At 38.2% G+C, this 15,562-nt stretch carries 19 protein-coding genes and 1 other RNA gene; 6 read left to right on the top strand and 14 right to left on the bottom strand.

Going from position 1 to position 15,562, the window contains the following annotated elements:
• Window positions 1–19 precede the first annotated feature (19 nt).
• The 6 genes from tatC to M3210_RS01375 form a co-directional block, all read right to left on the bottom strand.
• A complete protein-coding gene (gene tatC, locus M3210_RS01400) occupies window positions 20–781 on the bottom strand; it encodes a twin-arginine translocase subunit TatC (RefSeq protein WP_251510415.1) in 762 nt (253 codons plus the stop codon).
• A gap of 150 nt (window positions 782–931) precedes the next feature.
• The gene (locus M3210_RS01395; RefSeq protein ID WP_251510414.1) at window positions 932–1,099 is read right to left on the bottom strand and encodes a twin-arginine translocase TatA/TatE family subunit; all 168 of its coding nucleotides are present in this window, start codon (window positions 1,097–1,099) and stop codon (window positions 932–934) included.
• Window positions 1,100–1,115: 16 nt separating this feature from the next.
• The gene (gene tatA / locus M3210_RS01390; protein WP_285853504.1) at window positions 1,116–1,322 is read right to left on the bottom strand and encodes a twin-arginine translocase TatA/TatE family subunit; all 207 of its coding nucleotides are present in this window, start codon (window positions 1,320–1,322) and stop codon (window positions 1,116–1,118) included.
• A gap of 77 nt (window positions 1,323–1,399) precedes the next feature.
• The gene (locus M3210_RS01385; RefSeq protein ID WP_251510412.1) at window positions 1,400–1,897 is read right to left on the bottom strand and encodes a dihydrofolate reductase; all 498 of its coding nucleotides are present in this window, start codon (window positions 1,895–1,897) and stop codon (window positions 1,400–1,402) included.
• A gap of 13 nt (window positions 1,898–1,910) precedes the next feature.
• The gene (locus M3210_RS01380; protein ID WP_251510411.1) at window positions 1,911–2,867 is read right to left on the bottom strand and encodes a thymidylate synthase; all 957 of its coding nucleotides are present in this window, start codon (window positions 2,865–2,867) and stop codon (window positions 1,911–1,913) included.
• A 63-nt stretch (window positions 2,868–2,930) separates the two neighbouring features.
• Window positions 2,931–3,521, bottom strand: a complete 591-nt coding sequence (locus M3210_RS01375; protein ID WP_251510410.1) for an HD domain-containing protein — start codon at window positions 3,519–3,521, stop codon at window positions 2,931–2,933.
• Window positions 3,522–3,835: 314 nt separating this feature from the next.
• Between M3210_RS01375 and M3210_RS01370 the strand changes: the two genes are divergently transcribed.
• From M3210_RS01370 to M3210_RS01355, 4 genes are all read left to right on the top strand, one after another.
• Window positions 3,836–4,036 carry a cold-shock protein gene (locus M3210_RS01370; RefSeq protein WP_251510409.1) on the top strand — a complete coding sequence of 67 codons (201 nt, stop codon included), beginning with the start codon at window positions 3,836–3,838 and terminating at the stop codon, window positions 4,034–4,036.
• 373 nt (window positions 4,037–4,409) lie between these two features.
• Window positions 4,410–4,553: a cytochrome c oxidase subunit 2A gene (locus tag M3210_RS01365; RefSeq protein ID WP_251510407.1), complete on the top strand. Its 144-nt coding sequence runs from the start codon at window positions 4,410–4,412 to the stop codon at window positions 4,551–4,553.
• Between the two features lie 23 nt (window positions 4,554–4,576).
• Window positions 4,577–5,080: a cupredoxin domain-containing protein gene (locus M3210_RS01360; RefSeq protein ID WP_251510406.1), complete on the top strand. Its 504-nt coding sequence runs from the start codon at window positions 4,577–4,579 to the stop codon at window positions 5,078–5,080.
• Between the two features lie 101 nt (window positions 5,081–5,181).
• A complete protein-coding gene (locus tag M3210_RS01355) occupies window positions 5,182–6,789 on the top strand; it encodes a b(o/a)3-type cytochrome-c oxidase subunit 1 (protein ID WP_251511092.1) in 1,608 nt (535 codons plus the stop codon).
• A gap of 22 nt (window positions 6,790–6,811) precedes the next feature.
• On the opposite strand, the gene M3210_RS01350 is transcribed toward M3210_RS01355, so the two are convergent.
• The 8 genes from M3210_RS01350 to M3210_RS01315 form a co-directional block, all read right to left on the bottom strand.
• Complete coding sequence (locus M3210_RS01350; RefSeq protein ID WP_251510405.1) at window positions 6,812–7,033, bottom strand: hypothetical protein; 222 nt, start codon at window positions 7,031–7,033, stop codon at window positions 6,812–6,814.
• A 105-nt stretch (window positions 7,034–7,138) separates the two neighbouring features.
• Window positions 7,139–8,629 (bottom strand): carboxypeptidase M32, encoded by a 1,491-nt coding sequence (locus tag M3210_RS01345; protein ID WP_251510404.1) that lies wholly within the window; start codon window positions 8,627–8,629, stop codon window positions 7,139–7,141.
• 13 nt (window positions 8,630–8,642) lie between these two features.
• The gene (locus M3210_RS01340) at window positions 8,643–9,773 is read right to left on the bottom strand and encodes a THUMP domain-containing class I SAM-dependent RNA methyltransferase (protein WP_251510403.1); all 1,131 of its coding nucleotides are present in this window, start codon (window positions 9,771–9,773) and stop codon (window positions 8,643–8,645) included.
• A 128-nt stretch (window positions 9,774–9,901) separates the two neighbouring features.
• Window positions 9,902–10,288: RNase P RNA component class B (rnpB, locus tag M3210_RS01335), an RNA gene on the bottom strand.
• A gap of 68 nt (window positions 10,289–10,356) precedes the next feature.
• The gene (gene gpsB / locus M3210_RS01330) at window positions 10,357–10,671 is read right to left on the bottom strand and encodes a cell division regulator GpsB (RefSeq protein WP_251510402.1); all 315 of its coding nucleotides are present in this window, start codon (window positions 10,669–10,671) and stop codon (window positions 10,357–10,359) included.
• A gap of 130 nt (window positions 10,672–10,801) precedes the next feature.
• Window positions 10,802–11,203: a cytidine deaminase gene (locus M3210_RS01325; RefSeq protein ID WP_251510401.1), complete on the bottom strand. Its 402-nt coding sequence runs from the start codon at window positions 11,201–11,203 to the stop codon at window positions 10,802–10,804.
• A 22-nt stretch (window positions 11,204–11,225) separates the two neighbouring features.
• Window positions 11,226–11,579 carry a DUF1798 family protein gene (locus M3210_RS01320; RefSeq protein ID WP_251510400.1) on the bottom strand — a complete coding sequence of 118 codons (354 nt, stop codon included), beginning with the start codon at window positions 11,577–11,579 and terminating at the stop codon, window positions 11,226–11,228.
• Window positions 11,580–11,654: 75 nt separating this feature from the next.
• Window positions 11,655–11,867 (bottom strand): hypothetical protein, encoded by a 213-nt coding sequence (locus tag M3210_RS01315; protein WP_251510399.1) that lies wholly within the window; start codon window positions 11,865–11,867, stop codon window positions 11,655–11,657.
• Window positions 11,868–12,162: 295 nt separating this feature from the next.
• Between M3210_RS01315 and recU the strand changes: the two genes are divergently transcribed.
• Together recU and M3210_RS01305 are read left to right on the top strand one after the other, a co-directional pair.
• Entirely contained in the window at window positions 12,163–12,762 is a 600-nt protein-coding gene (gene recU, locus M3210_RS01310; protein ID WP_251510398.1) for a Holliday junction resolvase RecU, read from the top strand.
• A 22-nt stretch (window positions 12,763–12,784) separates the two neighbouring features.
• A complete protein-coding gene (locus M3210_RS01305; RefSeq protein WP_251510397.1) occupies window positions 12,785–15,523 on the top strand; it encodes a transglycosylase domain-containing protein in 2,739 nt (912 codons plus the stop codon).
• Window positions 15,524–15,562 lie beyond the last annotated feature (39 nt).

The raw sequence follows: 15,562 nt of genomic DNA, 5'->3' as shown, positions 1-15,562 counted from the left end.
CCTCAGTTAATACTCAAGCTTACGTTGCGGATCCTTCTTCCATAAACTCTTTATGTTTTTTCAGTTTCTTGCGATAGACGATTTTTGCCAATTGCAGACTGATTTCGTATAGAACAATAAGTGGTACTGCGACAACAAGCTGCAAGACAAAGTCTGGTGGTGTAAGTAGGACACCAGCAACGATAAGTCCAAAATAGGCATACTTCCTATTCTTAATCATAAAGTCTGGTGTAAGTATACCAAGACTGGTTAAAAACATAACAATAATCGGAAGTTCAAAAAGTATAGCAATCGGTACCGTAATCCGTAATAGAAACTTAAAGTAGCGATCGACCGTGAACATAATATTGAACATCCCGTCGTTTAAAGATAGCAAAAACGGCATGATCAGTTCAACAAATATATAATAACCAAATACTAAACCACCTATAAATAGTAGGAAAATAGCAGGTATGTACCCAATCGTAGCTTTTCTCTCATGCGGCAGCAAGCCCGGCTTAACAAAAGCCCAAATTTGATATGTAAGAATGGGAATTGTTCCGACAATTGCTACAATCCCTGCCATTGAAAAATAAATCCAAATTATTTCTGTTGGGCTGATTGCAGTCAGCTCCAAATCAATATCGTTAACAAAAAACCAATAAATATCTTTAATATAAATGAAACCAACAATAAAGAAAGCAATAAAGAATAGAGCTGTAACAATCAATCGGTTACGGAGCTCAGCAAGATGATCGACAAGATTCATCTCTTTTTCTTCACTTTGATTCTTCTCCACCATAAGTGACACTCCTCTAATGTAAAAAACACAAAAGAAGATGTAAGATAAAATAAAACTTACATCTTCATTTATCTATTCTATTTATTATGTCCTTCTCTCGAAATCAAGAAAGGTAGAACAAGGAATTTTCCCCTGTCTTTAAACAATATTTTATTTTGTTTTTTCCTCATTACTTGTGAGGCCTTTAGTTGCATTTTTGAACTCTTTCAAAGAATGGCCAAATGCTTTACCGATTTCCGGCAGTTTATTTGGACCAAAAACGATGAGGGCAACAATAACAATCAATATCAACCCTGGAATTCCAATATTACTTAACATCTTTCATCACCCCGTTTTATTTGGTATTGTCTTCCTTAACGAGTGACTTGACTTCATCTACTTCTTTTGTAACATCACTTGTTAAATCTCTAGCTGACTTCTTGAATTCACGTAATGTATCTCCAGCTGCTCTACCAATTTCAGGAAGTTTACTAGGCCCGAATACAATAAGAGCAACGATAAGAATCAGAATCAGTCCGGGAAAACCTATGTTTGCAAGCAAATCTATCAACTCCATTATTATGTCTTGATGCTAATTCTAGTATATAGCAACAAAACAAAGTGTACAAGTACTACTCCTCACGCTTTTTTTCTATCATATACCAGGTAATAATAATCGTACGGATTTTTTTCGTCTTTCTTTCCTTTCGTTTTAGAAGTTAATTCCCACTCATGAAGTGAAAACTCTGGGAAGAAAGTATCTCCTTCAAACTCCTCGTCAATCCAAGTAATGTACATACGATCGGCAAAAGGAAGAACTTGCTTAAAAATTTCTCCGCCACCAATTACGAAAAACTCCTCCGCAGAATTGTTATCATTCCATTCTTTAAGGGTCTCTAAATTATGGATAACTTCCACCCCATCCGGTAAATCAGGGTTGTTGCTACGAGTAATTACTACATTTCTTCGGTTTGGTAATACACGGCCAATGGAATCAAAAGTTTTTCTTCCCATAATCATCGTATTTCCTGTTGTTTTTTCTTTAAAGTAACGTAAATCATCCGGCAAATGCCATGGCAGATCATTTTGCGATCCAATCACGTGATTCCGGTCCATTGCAACAAGTAATGATATCATCTTGGTCCTCCTTTTAAACGGCGATAGGTGCTTTAATTGCTGGATGTGGATTGTAATCAACAAGTTCAAAGTCCGACAACTCAAAGTCAAATACAGACTGCTTGTCTGATTTCAACTTAAGTTTCGGTAGTGGGCGAGTTTCTCGCTTCAACTGAGTTTTGACTTGTTCGACATGGTTGGAGTAGATATGTGCGTCTCCGATTGTATGTACAAATTCACCTACTTCTAGTCCACATTCATGTGCAATCAAATGAGTTAATAAAGCATAGCTGGCAATATTAAATGGAACTCCTAAGAAAACATCTCCACTCCGCTGATATAATTGGCAGGAAAGCTTGCCATCCGCTACATAGAACTGGAATAATGTATGACAAGGCGGAAGTGCCATAAAAGGAATATCTTCGGGATTCCATGCAGAAACAATATGTCTTCTTGAGTCTGGGTTCGTACGAATGGATTCAATAACATTTTTTAACTGATCGATTGCCTCTCCTGTCTTGGTTTCCCACTTTCTCCATTGTTTTCCGTAAACAAATCCTAAATCTCCATACTTTTTGGCAAAAGCATCATCATGTAGGATTCTTTCCTTAAAAATATCCATCTGCTTTTTATACTCCATGTTAAATTCTTCATCTTGTAGACTTCTCAGGCCAAAGTCAGTCATATCTGGGCCATTATAATCTTCACTTGCAACCCATCTTTCAAAAGCCCATTCATTCCAGATATTATTATTGTTTTCCAATAGGTATTTGATATTCGTATCTCCCTTGATAAACCAAAGCAACTCGGAAGCAATTAACCTGAAATTCACTTTTTTCGTAGTTAATAAAGGAAAACCTTCGTTTAAATCAAACCGCATTTGATGACCAAATACGGAATATGTACCTGTGCCGGTCCGGTCCTCTTTTTTATGTCCTTCTTCTAGAATTAATTTACACAAATCTAGATATGCTTGTTCTCCTTGTAACATTTGACGTCCTCCTATTTCTTCTTATGTATTCACGAATTGTTTGCCATCTGAATTTCGTAGAGTTTATATCCACTCTTTATGAAATTGATCCAAAAACTCCAACAGCCAGTTATGGCGTTCTTCTGCGATCTTTCTTGCAGAGGCTGTATGGATACCTTCTTTCAGCTTTAGTAGTTTATCATAAAAATGCTGTATGGAGGTGTTGGGATCATCTGGCTTGTAGATTAGTTGGTTATTCGCCCCACCATAATGGAAAGTCCTTGCAATTCCAATAGCTCCAATTGCATCCAAACGGTCTGCATCTTGAACGATTTTCCCAGCTAAAGTGGTCGGAGTTTTCCCTCCCGAGAAGGAAATGGTTGATATCACATGATTAATTTCCCTTTTACTGTCTTCATTGAGACCAATCGAATTTAAAAAATCATTCATATTTTCTAGAACTCTCAGAGGGTCATTAAACAGCTTTCGATCCCCTACATCATGCAACCATCCTGCAGCTTCACATATGAAGAGATCGCCCTCCTCATCTATTGCAAGCTCTCTTGCCATGTGAGCCACCCGCTTCATGTGGTAGTAGTCATGACCAGTATGATCATTATGAAATAGCTGATGAGCGTACGAACGAATGGCGTCAAGCTGTTTATTTCTGTCCATGACCTTCCCCCTTCCTTCTATCATACTTTATTTGCTTCTATATGCATAATGGATATTATACTACATTCAATTTAGGTTGCATATTTTACAACTTTCAGAAAAAAGTTGAGTGAATTTCTTGACTAGTCTAATTAAATAAGTTATTATAGGTTCAACAAAGCAGAAGTACGGATTCATTAAATACCAGACAGCTTCTTTGAAGTGGATGTGTTAGTAATCCTACTCTCAATAGATGCTGTCTATTTTAATGTTTTTGTGTCCTCTCTTTGTATTATAACCACGTTTTATCGTGAAAGGTTTTAGGAGGAGTTTACATGCAAAACGGTGTAGTAAAATGGTTCAATGCAGAAAAAGGCTTTGGATTCATCCAGCTGGAAGAAGGTAACGATGTATTCGTTCACTATTCAGCCATCCAAGAAGAAGGATTCAAATCTTTGGAAGAAGGTCAAGAAGTTTCCTTTGAAATTGTTGAAGGCGAACGAGGACCACAAGCGGCTAACGTAACTAAACTATAAAAAAACTTGAGCAGTATTCTTAAATGAATACTGCTTTTTTTGTGTTTGTATATTCATAAGATCCTCCTGTAAGAACTACCTCACCCTTTAATCAACTGTTCTTCCACCAGCAGGATAACTTAATCCATAATACTTACCCTTTTCTAAAAAAAGTTCCATTTTATCATCTCTTTAAGATTTTTGTAAGCATTTATATTTGTTTGTCATACAAAATTCACATACTTTTATAACTAAAAAGTTAGTAAAATCATCATTTCAATGAGTTTGAGAACTATTGAACAAATTGTGAAAGCTGATGTGTAGCCATAAATTCCATTTTCAATTTGTGTATGATGAAAATAGTAGTAAAGAAATCTCTAGGAGGGATTAACCAATGGTTACTAAGAACCAGAAACATGTAAATACCAATCCAGAAAGCGAACCAAACCTTAAAGGTACATTAATATCTGTATCTATCTTGGGAGCAATCTTATTGGTGACTTGGATTGGAGCGCTTATGCTATTCCTTTTAAGATAATGAAAATTAAGGAGTGATCATTGATGCATCTACACAAATATGAGAAATATTGGCTTGGTGCAGGGATTGTAGGACTAATTGTATTTTTAATTATTTTAGGATTCGGTGCTTTTTATTTAGGCACACATCCTCAAAGCCACGGAGAAATTATTGATCCCGAAAACATTGAAGCAAATGACGCTTTTAAACCTGAGAACCGGGGTTTAACAAAAGTTGATGAAGGTAGATATGTACTTAATATCGTTGCTTCTGCATTTAACTATGATTTGGGTACCGATGAATCCGGAGCACCAATAAAAAATATTGAAATCCCAGCTGGATCAAAAGTACTCGTCCAAGCAACGACACCAGATGTCATCCACGGCCTGAATTTTGCAGGAACAAATATTAATATGATGGTTGAACCTGGTTATGTGAGTACGATGGAAGTAGAGTTGAACAATCCAGGAGAATACACCTTAGTGTGCAATGAATACTGTGGGGTTGGACATCACTTAATGTATGGATCTTTGGAGGTGGTTGAATAATGGCTACACCAGCAAATGTAGTAGAAAAGTTTTCATCGAAAGTATTCCATAACTATGGAACTGTAGAACTTAGCCTATCAAAGAGAGAACGTAGACTAATTATGTCTTATATGTACGTAGCAATGATATCATTGCTCGTCGGTGGTTTGATGGGGTTATTACAGGTACTTGCTCGTTCTGGTGAATTTGAGTTACCTTGGGGAATTAATTACTATACGATCCTTACGGTACACGGAGTAATTTTAGCACTTGTTATGACTAGCTTTTTTATCATTGGATTCCAAAATGCCCTTATGGGAAAAACAATTGGATTTTCAAAAAAACAATTAAATTGGGCGTGGGTTGGTTTCTGGATCATGTTGATTGGAACAGTTATTGCTGCTGTTACCATTTTGATTGGAAAAGCAAATGTTCTTTATACATTTTATGCACCATTAAAAGCACATCCGCTATTTTACATTGGTATTACTCTCGTTGTGGTAGGAAGTTGGGTAACTGCTGCAGTAAACTTCCGGCAATTCTATCTCTGGAAGAAAGCTCATCCTAATGAGAAATCACCATTGCTTGCATTCATGGTAATTATCAATATGCTCATGTGGTGTATTGCTACCATTGGCGTTGCAACTTCTATGTTAATTGAAATCATACCTTGGTCTTTAGGTTATAAAAATACAATTAACGTGCTGTTAAGTCGTACTTTATTCTGGTATTTTGGTCACCCATTAGTTTATTTCTGGCTATTACCCGCCTACATGGCATGGTATGCAATTATTCCTAAGGTCATCGGTGGAAAGATCTTCAGTGACAGTTTAGCACGATTTTCATTTATCTTATTCTTGTTCTTCTCTATCCCAGTTGGACTGCATCACCAACTGACTGAACCTGGACTGGATTCAACATGGAAGTTTATTCAAGTTATTTTAACTTTCATGGTTGTTATACCAAGTTTGATGACTGCATTCTCTATGTTTGCAACTTTTGAGATTACTGGGCGTAAGAAAGGCTATGGTGGACTATTTGGTTGGTTGAAGCATCTTCCTTGGAAAGATGTTCGTTTCCTAGCACCATTTGTTGGTATGCTTGCATTCATTCCTGGTGGAGCTGGAGGAATTATCAATGCTTCTTACCAGATTAATACTATGGTTCATAACACTATCTGGGTACCAGGCCATTTCCATTTAACAGCGGCTACAACTGTAGTGTTAACATTCTTTGGTATTGCTTACTGGCTTATCCCCCATTTAACAGGGCGTAAATTAACAGATGCTGTGAACCGGCTAGGGATTTATCAGACAATACTTTGGGGTGTCGGTATGACCATCATGTCAACTGCTATGCATATTCAAGGATTAGCAGGTGCACCTCGACGTTCAAATTTCTCTGATTATGGTGGAACAGAACAAGCAGCTGAATGGGGAGCTTATCAAATGGCTCAAGCTGTTGGAGGTACAATTTTATTTTTTGCAATCCTTTTAATGATTTTTATTTTCATTAAGATGATATTCTTCTCGCCTAAAGGTGAACAGGAATTCCCAATCGCACAGGAAGAAGATCATGCAGAACCTACACCAAAATGGACAGAAAACTGGAAGCTTTGGATTGCGATAACTTTAGTATTAATTTTATTCGCTTATACAGTTCCTATTATGGACGTTATCCAAAATGCACCCCCAGGATCAGCCCCATTCGACTGGCCAATAGGAAGCTAACAAAATTCAAAGGACAGAGAACTTATTGGATCTCTGTCCTTTTGTTATTTATTAAATAGTTATGATCTTTTACTGATAATGTTCCATTTATTAGTTTTTCCACGGAGCAGCCCCGATCACCGAAGACTCCTGCGGGAAGAAAGGCATCGTTGAGACCCCACAGGGCCATAGCCCGAGGCATACTAAGAACGCCACGACCTGTAGCAACGTCTGCACTAGCACGTTCTGTGCGTCGGAGGCTCATCAGCCTCCCGCGGAAAGCGAAGGTGTATCGGGGCTGCGGACTTCAGGAAGTAGTATTCTAAAGACTTTTTGGGCAAAGTCAATTTATTTCGTATTATTAATTTAACTAAAACCCATATATTTCACTATATTTCTCTGTTAAATATTGCACTAAATAATCTGGGTTTAATGATTCGTTTGTGATGTCCTGTAAGAGTTCCAATGGTTTTTTCATTTTACCGTATTGATGAATATGTTCTTTTAACCATGTAGTGATAGGTGTGAAATCTCCTGATTGCACAATCGCTTCCACATCTAACTGTTGCCTTAATGTATGGTTAAACTGCGCGGCATACATATAACCTAATGCATAGGAAGGGAAATAACCAAAATCCCCGCTTGACCAATGGATATCTTGCAGCACCCCTTCCCCATCATTTTCAGGCTCTACCCCTAAATACTCAACCATTTTCTTATTCCACAATTCTGGTAAATCTTTCACCTTGATCTCATCACTTATTAAAGCTTTCTCCAATTCATATCGAATCATGATGTGCAGTGGATAAGTCATTTCATCCGCTTCAATTCGTATCAAGCTTGGACTTACCGTGTTTATTGCTTTATAAAATTGTTCTGTTTCTAAAGCTTGAAGGAAATCCGGAGCATATTGTTTAAACGTTTCATAATTCGTTCTCCAAAAATCCCTACTCCTGCCAATCATATTTTCCCAAAATAAAGATTGTGATTCGTGGATTCCCATGGATGTTCCAGACGCTAATGGGGTCCGGGCAAGCTCTGGATTAATATTTTGTTCATACAGGGCATGGCCACCCTCATGGATAATACCGAACACAGCCATACGAAAGTCGTTTTCATAATATCTCGTTGTTATTCTTACATCCTGTAAATTCAGAGTGATTTCAAAAGGGTGAATCGTATCATCCAGTCTTCCTGCTTCAAAATCATAACCCATTTGCTTTAATACGTGTACAGCAAATTCACGCTGATTGTTCTTAGGGAAATGTCCTAAGACTACGGAAGAATTGGTGTCTGTACTTTTTTCAGTCACTTTTTGCAATAAATCTGTAAGCGACTTGCGTAGTGCTGGAAATACATCATCCAACATTTTAGTTGTAACACCTGGTTCATACTGGTTTAATAACGCATCATAAATATGATCTTTATAGCCCCAATAATTGGAAAATTTCTTATTATAGTCAACAAGCTTTTCTAAATACGGTTGAAATAACTGGAAGTCTGCCTTTTCCCTTGCTTCCTGCCAAGCAGCTTCGGATTGACTTTGCAAGGTAACATAGGCCTTATACTCGTCTTGAGGAATTTTATGATTACGCTCATAAATCAATTCACTTTCCTCAATTGCCTTTTGTGTAATCTTATCGGTTTCAGTACTTTTCAGCTCATCGATAAAGTGTTTCATCCTATCAGAGGTTTGCAATTCATGAACCTTTGCTGAAAGTATACCGATGGCTTGCGATCGAGTCTCTACACCTTTTTTAGGAACTTTTGTACGAAGATCCCAATGCGCTAACGTGATTAATTCACGATAAGCATCGATTTCATGTAAATAAGCCAAAAATTCTTTTTCTAATGCAGACAATACGATAACCCCTTTACTTTATTTTGTTTCCAAAGTATTGATAATAATTGGTTTGAATAAAACCGTTAAATAGCTTTCGCTTTTTCGTTGCCTGCTTACCATATTCTTTTTCAAACGTTTCATATGCCGTAATAATATAGACACTCCATGATGGGTGTTCGTTCATAATACGGCCGAGGTCTTGATACATTTGGATAACCTCTTCTCTTTCGCTTAGCCGTTCACCATATGGCGGGTTACTTACAAGATAACCATTTTCGCTTTTAATGGTTAAATCACTCACTTGCATCTGTTTCCATGTGATTAGATCACTAAGACCGGCTTCCATTGCATTTTCTCCAGCAATCTGAATCAGTTTATGGCTAATATCGGAACCTGTAATATCAAGAGGCTGATCATATTTAGCCAGGTCTTCTGCTTCGTTCAATGCTTCATCCCAATGTTTTCGCTTGATCCATGGCCATTCCTCTGAAGCAAACTCCCTGTTGAATCCGGGAGCAATATTCTGACCGATTAAAGCTGCTTCAATAGGGATTGTTCCCGAACCGCAAAATGGATCGATAAATGGTTCATCAGGTTGCCAATTTGTCAGCAATACTAACGCAGCGGCCATTGTCTCTTTAAGTGGTGCTTCACCCTGTCCAATCCGATAACCCCTCTTATGCAGACCGACCCCTGATGTATCCAATGTCAGTGTAACCATGTCTTTCAGTAGAGCTACTTCCACTTTAAACAGACCACCAGTCTCAGGCATTTTCGTAACCATACCGTATTTCAACTTCAATCTTTCAGCTATAGCTTTTTTTACGATCGCTTGACAGTCTGGAACACTGTATAAGGTAGATTTCACCGATTTTCCACTTACAGGAAACTGACCATCTTCGGCAATATACCTCTCCCAATTCAATGCCTTTGTGCCTTCGAATAATTCATCAAATGTTTCGGCTTTAAATTCTCCTACAATAATCTTTATACGATCCGCTGTTCTGAGCCACAGATTACATCGAGGAATAGCGGAAATAGGTGCTTCAAATATAACTTTTCCGTTCTCTACTTCTACTTCATATCCTAATTGTTTCACTTCCATTGCTACAATTGATTCTAAACCCATTGCAGCTGTTGCAACTAATTTAACCTTTTGCATATACTGTTAGTCCCTTCATTTGCAGATTAGTATTAGTTTACCATATAAAGAAAAATAAAAAACCTAATTCTTCTGCAAAAAGTATGCGAAAGAATTAGGTTTAATTTAAATGTGAAGACCGTTAAATACTCGATAAGCCATGTTCTGTCCCGCTGTACTGCAAACGGCGGTCTTTAACCTCGTACATGCGGGTGTAATCATCTATCTACAGACTTCCTAAAGCCTGTCTCTCTTTCGGTTCAATTCCCTAATGGAGAGTGCCCCTACCAAAATTTGGGTTGCTCACTCGTGGGGTTTACCTCGTTCCACCTGAATCGTTTCCGACCCAGCTTCGTCACTGTGGCACTTTCAAGGAGTTTCTTCCATATCTTAAAGACTTAGGAATTCCTCCTGCCGTTGACTAGATAGTCACCTTGACTTATGGTTTCGTCAAGCACGAACACTACAAGCATCTCAGCTTGTGTGAGCATGGACTTTCCTCTGCATGCAAATGCACACAGCGATTACATGAGTATTTAACTTCCTGCTACAGTCATTTTAACATAAAAATGTTCCGTGGACAATATGTGGTAAAAGTTAACAATCATTCCGTAGAACTGGATACTTTCTTCCCAAATACTGCTTTTTCCAGATTCGATAACCGTTTCAATACATCGTAGTTAACTTGTGTATTTTGTTGTGGTGGTCGGATTCTAGTATGTTGATGATCTTCAGAAGTTCTTTTCAGTCTTTCATTTTCTTGTTTTAATCGTTGGATTTCTTGTTGGAAGGCATCATAGTCTTGGATAATAACATCTAAGAATTCATCCACTTCTTTTTGGCTATAACCCCGAAATTCAGTTTTGAAATCTTTCTCATAAATATCTTTGGCATTTAATTGGGTTTGATCAAAACTCATCACTATCACCTCTTATATGCAATTTTCCTGTTTCATTAGTATTCAATTATTTTGTTTATAGATTGCTTCATTATATAGTATATCATCAAAAAAGGAAACTGAGAAATCAGCTTCCGATAAATTGGTGATTCTATTCACCTAATAAATCTGCCTCCGTGAAAGAAAATGGTAAAAGGCTTTCCATTGTAAAAGTAGTAACTTCCTTGTTGAGGTTGGTTAAATGGATGTTCATGTCTTTAGGGAAGAATTCACTCATTACTTGTCTGCAGGAGCCACACGGAGGTACAGGGCGCGTTGTGTCAGCTGCAACAGCCATTTCAACAAATTCTAAATCACCTTCAGAAATTGCTTTAAATATGGCAACCCGTTCTGCACAACAAGTAACCGGATACGCTGCGTTTTCGATGTTACATCCAGTATAAACTTTGCCTGATTTTGTTCGTAGTGCTGCTCCTACTGCAAATTTAGAATATGGAATATAAGCATGTTTTCTGATTTCAATCGCTTTTTCAATTAATGTTTGTTGATCCATGTGCTTACCCTCGCTTCATATACTATTCGATTTCATCTACGATTTGGTCAAATATATAGAGAATGGATTTATAGAGTTCCATATAACGCTTCGGTCGTGCATCGATAAAATAACTATGCATGAGCAGAAGCTCCATATTCTCTCTTGTCGAAACAACTTGTTGTGGATGAACCTTTAACTTTCGTTCTTTAACAACAAGTAGTGTTTTCTCCTCCCAAGTCACTAAGAGTTCGTAAACAGGTGTTGTTTCCTCTTTCACCTTATTAAAGAAATCACGATCTCGCCTGTTTTCAGGAGGATCATTATTTTCAAATCTATCTTTTAATCGTTCTAGGTGGTTTCTAAGTTCTATAGTCTGTTTTTTTACGTCTAACATGGTCGGATCCCCTTGTCGTTATTACCTTTAAGTTGCTCATAAGTTAACTGTACCATGTTCGTCGTAACTTCGCATCTATTTGTATGGCAATAATTCTTTTATTGTCAATTCCACTTTATATACTTCTTGCTGTTGTTCCTGAAAAAGCCTCCAAGTTTCGTTATCCGTCCTTACTTTTAACTGCTGGTCCATTTTCTCCAATTGATAGGCAATATGAAGTAAAACTTTTTCAACTTCTTCTTTATTCATTCCTTCCGCCGACTGAAACCGTTTAAGAGCTATCGCCATAGCTATCCCCTCCTTAAATAGTTATTCGATGGGAAAAGCCAGTATCCTGCACAGTCGACAAAACTAGAAAAGAACAGTCAAAACTAGTTCATTTCATGCAAGTGCTGACAGTATCCACGTGTATTGTCTCCAATATATATGTCCAATTTATAAACTTATTTATACCATTTCTTTTACTGGAATTTCTTCTAGATTAGGTGTAAATGGTGAATTTGTTATATAATAAATAAGTATAGTTGCTTTATGGTAATTAGAAAGGGAGGAATATTGCAGCAGTAATTAGGAGGATTAAATGATGAATTACCCAAATGGACAGAAAAAGCGTCCATTAAAAAAAGAAAACACCGGGATGAAGATTAATAATTACAGTAATCGGGGAATGACTTTAGAAGAAGATATTAACGTTACTAACGAATATTATTTGGAACAGAATCGCGCGGTAGTACATAAAAAGCCTACACCGATTCAAGTCGTAAAGGTCCATTATCCTGAACGCAGTGCCGCTGTCATTACGGAGGCCTACTATAAACGAGCTTCGACTACCGATTATAATGGACTGTACCGGGGGAAATATATCGATTTTGAAGCAAAAGAAACTAAAAATAAAACACGCTTTCCTCTAGCGAATATTCACGAACATCAAATTGTCCATATGGAGCGCGTGATTAAACACGGAGGAATTTCATTTATTATTATCCGCTTTTCCAGTTTCAGTGAAACTTATTTACTGGAAATAGAGAAACTTCTTCCGTTCTGGTTTGAGCAGTTCCATAAAGGCAAGAAATCTATTTCTTATGAGATCATTCAACAAGAGGGTCACCTTATACCTTTAAAATACCAAGCAAGAGTAGACTATTTATCAATAATCGATCAGCTATACTTCAATGAGGAATAGTTCTATTGATGGAGGTTTTATTATGGCAGATAAGATGTCAAGAACAGCAAGAAGAAATCAACAAAAGAAAACACCGAATACAAAATCTAAAAAATCGACTAAAAGACCACTCTGGAAAACTATTTTATTAAGTATCCTATTTGTAGGAATCGCAGCTGGAATTGTTGTCGGAGCAGTCGGAATATACTGGATTGCCACTGCACCAGATTTGGACCCAGATAAATTGGATGTCCCCCTCTCTTCTGTCTTTTATGATAAAAACGGCAATTCCTTCGCTACGTTAGGTGCGGAAAACCGTGAACTTGTTCGTTATGAAGAGTTGCCGCAGGTATTGATTGATGCAGTCATCGCCACTGAAGATGCCCGATTCTTTGAACATTCAGGGATTGACTTCAGGCGGCTTGGTGGAGCGATCATGGCTAATATCACCGATGGTTTTGGCTCACAAGGTGCAAGTACAATTACACACCAAGTGGTTGAAAACTTTTTCTTATCTAATGAAAAGCAAATTAAGTTAAAAGTTCAAGAACAATGGCTTGCATTACAACTTGAACGACAGTATTCAAAAGAAGAAATTTTGGAAATGTACTTAAATAAAATCTTCTATGGCGATAATTCTTATGGTGTTGCCGCAGCTGCAAAGAACTACTTTGGAATAACAGACTGGGATGAGTTGACGTTACCGCAAGCTGCTATCTTGGCCGGGCTTCCACAACGGCCGACAGCCTATAATCCATATCGAAATCCTGAGTTGACTGCGGAACGTATGGATACTGTATTAAAACTAATGGTACGTCACGGTAAAATTACTGAAGAAGAAGCTGATGAAGCACGTCAAGTAGATATTACTTCGCTACTAGCCGAACCTACGGATAGCGCAACACCATATGGTGCATTTATCAACAGGGTTGAAGAAGAAATCAATGAAAAACTGCCGGGAACCGATATTTATTCCGACGGTTTAAAAATACACACGACAATTGATACGAGTGTACAAGATAGAGTTGAATTTTTACTGACGGATAGTGCAGAAAACCCAATAGATTACGGTGATGAGAAAGTTCAAGGTACGATTGTTGTCCTTGATACAAAAACAGGTGCCATTCAAGGTATTGGTGGTCGCCGTAATAGTACAAGAGTTGGTGATTTAAGTTACGCTACGAAGAAATTCCAGCCTGGTTCCACGATCAAGCCAATTTTAGCTTATGGTCCGGCAATTGAATATAATCAAATGTCCACTTATCATCAGATTCTTGACGAGCCTTATGAGGTTGATGGAAAGTCGATCAATAACTTTTCAAGGACGTTTTCCGGTTGGGTATCAGCCCGAACCGCATTAAGTAAATCGTTAAATGTGCCTACCATTAAATTGTTCGAAGAAGAAGTAGATCGTGCAAACGCAATCGAATTCGGAGAGAAATTAGGGTTAGACATGCCTAGTGATCTTGTACCATCTGACTCACTTGGTGGGGGTAATCTACTAGTCAGCCCACTTCAACTCGCGGGTGCATTCAGCGTATTTGGAAATGAAGGTATTTATAATGAACCATATGCAGTTACATCTGTCGAATTTCCAGATGGAAGTACGGTTGATCTCCGCCCTGAGTCGGAAGCAGTGATTCATGATTACACGGCATATATGATCACCGATATGTTGAAAGACGCCATTACTGATGGTACCTGGGAAGCTGGAAGTCTCGGCGGATTACCTGTAGCAGGTAAAACAGGAACGACAAACCTTGGAGATACAGCACCAGAACGTTGGTTTGCCGGATACACGACAAACTATACAGTAGTATCTTTAGTTGGGGATTACCAAGATGAAAATGGTAAAAGAATAGGTTTACCAGACTCCGTTCATTGGACGATCGCACAGCAAATGTTCAGGGAAACGATACTGCCTATTTCGGAAGGCTTGGAGACGCCAGACTTTACGAAACCTGATTCTGTCGTTGAGGTGGCCGTTGAACGTGGAACAAATCCACCAGAGCTAGCGAGTGAGTTTACTCCTGCTTCTCAGAAAGTCATAGAGCTTTTCGTCAAAGGTACGGAGCCGAAAAAGACTTCCGAGAAATTCGATCGACTTGATCCTGTCACAGGTCTGAATGCAACTTATAACGAAGAAAGTAATTCGATTGCTGTTGAATGGAGTTATGATACAGAACGAGATGTTTCGTTTGTGGTAAGTGCAAGTGTCAATGACGGATCGATGCAGGAACTTTCTACGACCGAAGATTTATCACTCGATATTTCGGAAGTTGAAGAAGGTGCATCTTACACCATTCAAGTTGTCGTGGTAAGTAATGAGAGCAGTTCCTTAACTAGTGAACCGGTAACCACTTCACTCACGATAGAAGCACAAGAGGAAGAAGAGGAAACCGAAGAAGATACGGAAGAAGAAACAGAACCTGAAGAAGAGGCTGAAGAAGAAAATAATGAAGGAAACATTCCTCCGGTATCCGGACTTACAGCTTCCTACTTGGAAGATCAAGGATTCATTGATGTTTCCTGGACATATAATGGGCCACCAGCTTCATTTGAAGTAGTCGTTAATGGAGGACAAACTCGAACCGTCCAATCGCAGGGTATTGAAATTAGTGGAACATTCACACCAGGAGAAACATATTCCATTACTGTCACTCCGATTGGACAAAATGGAGCCAATAGCGGAGTACGCGGTGAAACCCAATCGACATCTGTTACTATCCCTCAAACCGAGGAACCTGAAGATGAAGAAACATCAACGGATGAAGAAGAATAATTGATATAAATTAAAGGGAAGCTTATCGTCTGGATAAGC

The organism is Oceanobacillus luteolus, assembly GCF_023715655.1.
GTDB lineage: Bacteria > Bacillota > Bacilli > Bacillales > Amphibacillaceae > Oceanobacillus > Oceanobacillus luteolus.
Note: the sequence above shows the minus strand (reverse complement) of the source record. Positions and strands in the feature narration are given on the sequence as shown.

Bases quoted from the DNA above. Each gene is read 5' to 3' on its own strand.
- tatC (WP_251510415.1), bottom strand. From the start codon at position 781: ATGGTGGAGAAGAATCAAAGTGAAGAAAAAGAGATGAATCTTGTCGAT.
- M3210_RS01395 (WP_251510414.1), bottom strand. From the start codon at position 1,099: ATGTTAAGTAATATTGGAATTCCAGGGTTGATATTGATTGTTATTGTT.
- M3210_RS01385 (WP_251510412.1), bottom strand. From the start codon at position 1,897: ATGATATCATTACTTGTTGCAATGGACCGGAATCACGTGATTGGATCG.
- M3210_RS01380 (WP_251510411.1), bottom strand. From the start codon at position 2,867: ATGTTACAAGGAGAACAAGCATATCTAGATTTGTGTAAATTAATTCTA.
- M3210_RS01375 (WP_251510410.1), bottom strand. From the start codon at position 3,521: ATGGACAGAAATAAACAGCTTGACGCCATTCGTTCGTACGCTCATCAG.
- M3210_RS01370 (WP_251510409.1), top strand. From the start codon at position 3,836: ATGCAAAACGGTGTAGTAAAATGGTTCAATGCAGAAAAAGGCTTTGGA.
- M3210_RS01365 (WP_251510407.1), top strand. From the start codon at position 4,410: ATGGTTACTAAGAACCAGAAACATGTAAATACCAATCCAGAAAGCGAA.
- M3210_RS01360 (WP_251510406.1), top strand. From the start codon at position 4,577: ATGCATCTACACAAATATGAGAAATATTGGCTTGGTGCAGGGATTGTA.
- M3210_RS01355 (WP_251511092.1), top strand. From the start codon at position 5,182: ATGTCTTATATGTACGTAGCAATGATATCATTGCTCGTCGGTGGTTTG.
- M3210_RS01350 (WP_251510405.1), bottom strand. From the start codon at position 7,033: ATGAGCCTCCGACGCACAGAACGTGCTAGTGCAGACGTTGCTACAGGT.
- M3210_RS01340 (WP_251510403.1), bottom strand. From the start codon at position 9,773: ATGCAAAAGGTTAAATTAGTTGCAACAGCTGCAATGGGTTTAGAATCA.
- gpsB (WP_251510402.1), bottom strand. From the start codon at position 10,671: ATGAGTTTTGATCAAACCCAATTAAATGCCAAAGATATTTATGAGAAA.
- M3210_RS01325 (WP_251510401.1), bottom strand. From the start codon at position 11,203: ATGGATCAACAAACATTAATTGAAAAAGCGATTGAAATCAGAAAACAT.
- M3210_RS01320 (WP_251510400.1), bottom strand. From the start codon at position 11,579: ATGTTAGACGTAAAAAAACAGACTATAGAACTTAGAAACCACCTAGAA.
- M3210_RS01315 (WP_251510399.1), bottom strand. From the start codon at position 11,867: ATGGCGATAGCTCTTAAACGGTTTCAGTCGGCGGAAGGAATGAATAAA.
- recU (WP_251510398.1), top strand. From the start codon at position 12,163: ATGAATTACCCAAATGGACAGAAAAAGCGTCCATTAAAAAAAGAAAAC.
- M3210_RS01305 (WP_251510397.1), top strand. From the start codon at position 12,785: ATGGCAGATAAGATGTCAAGAACAGCAAGAAGAAATCAACAAAAGAAA.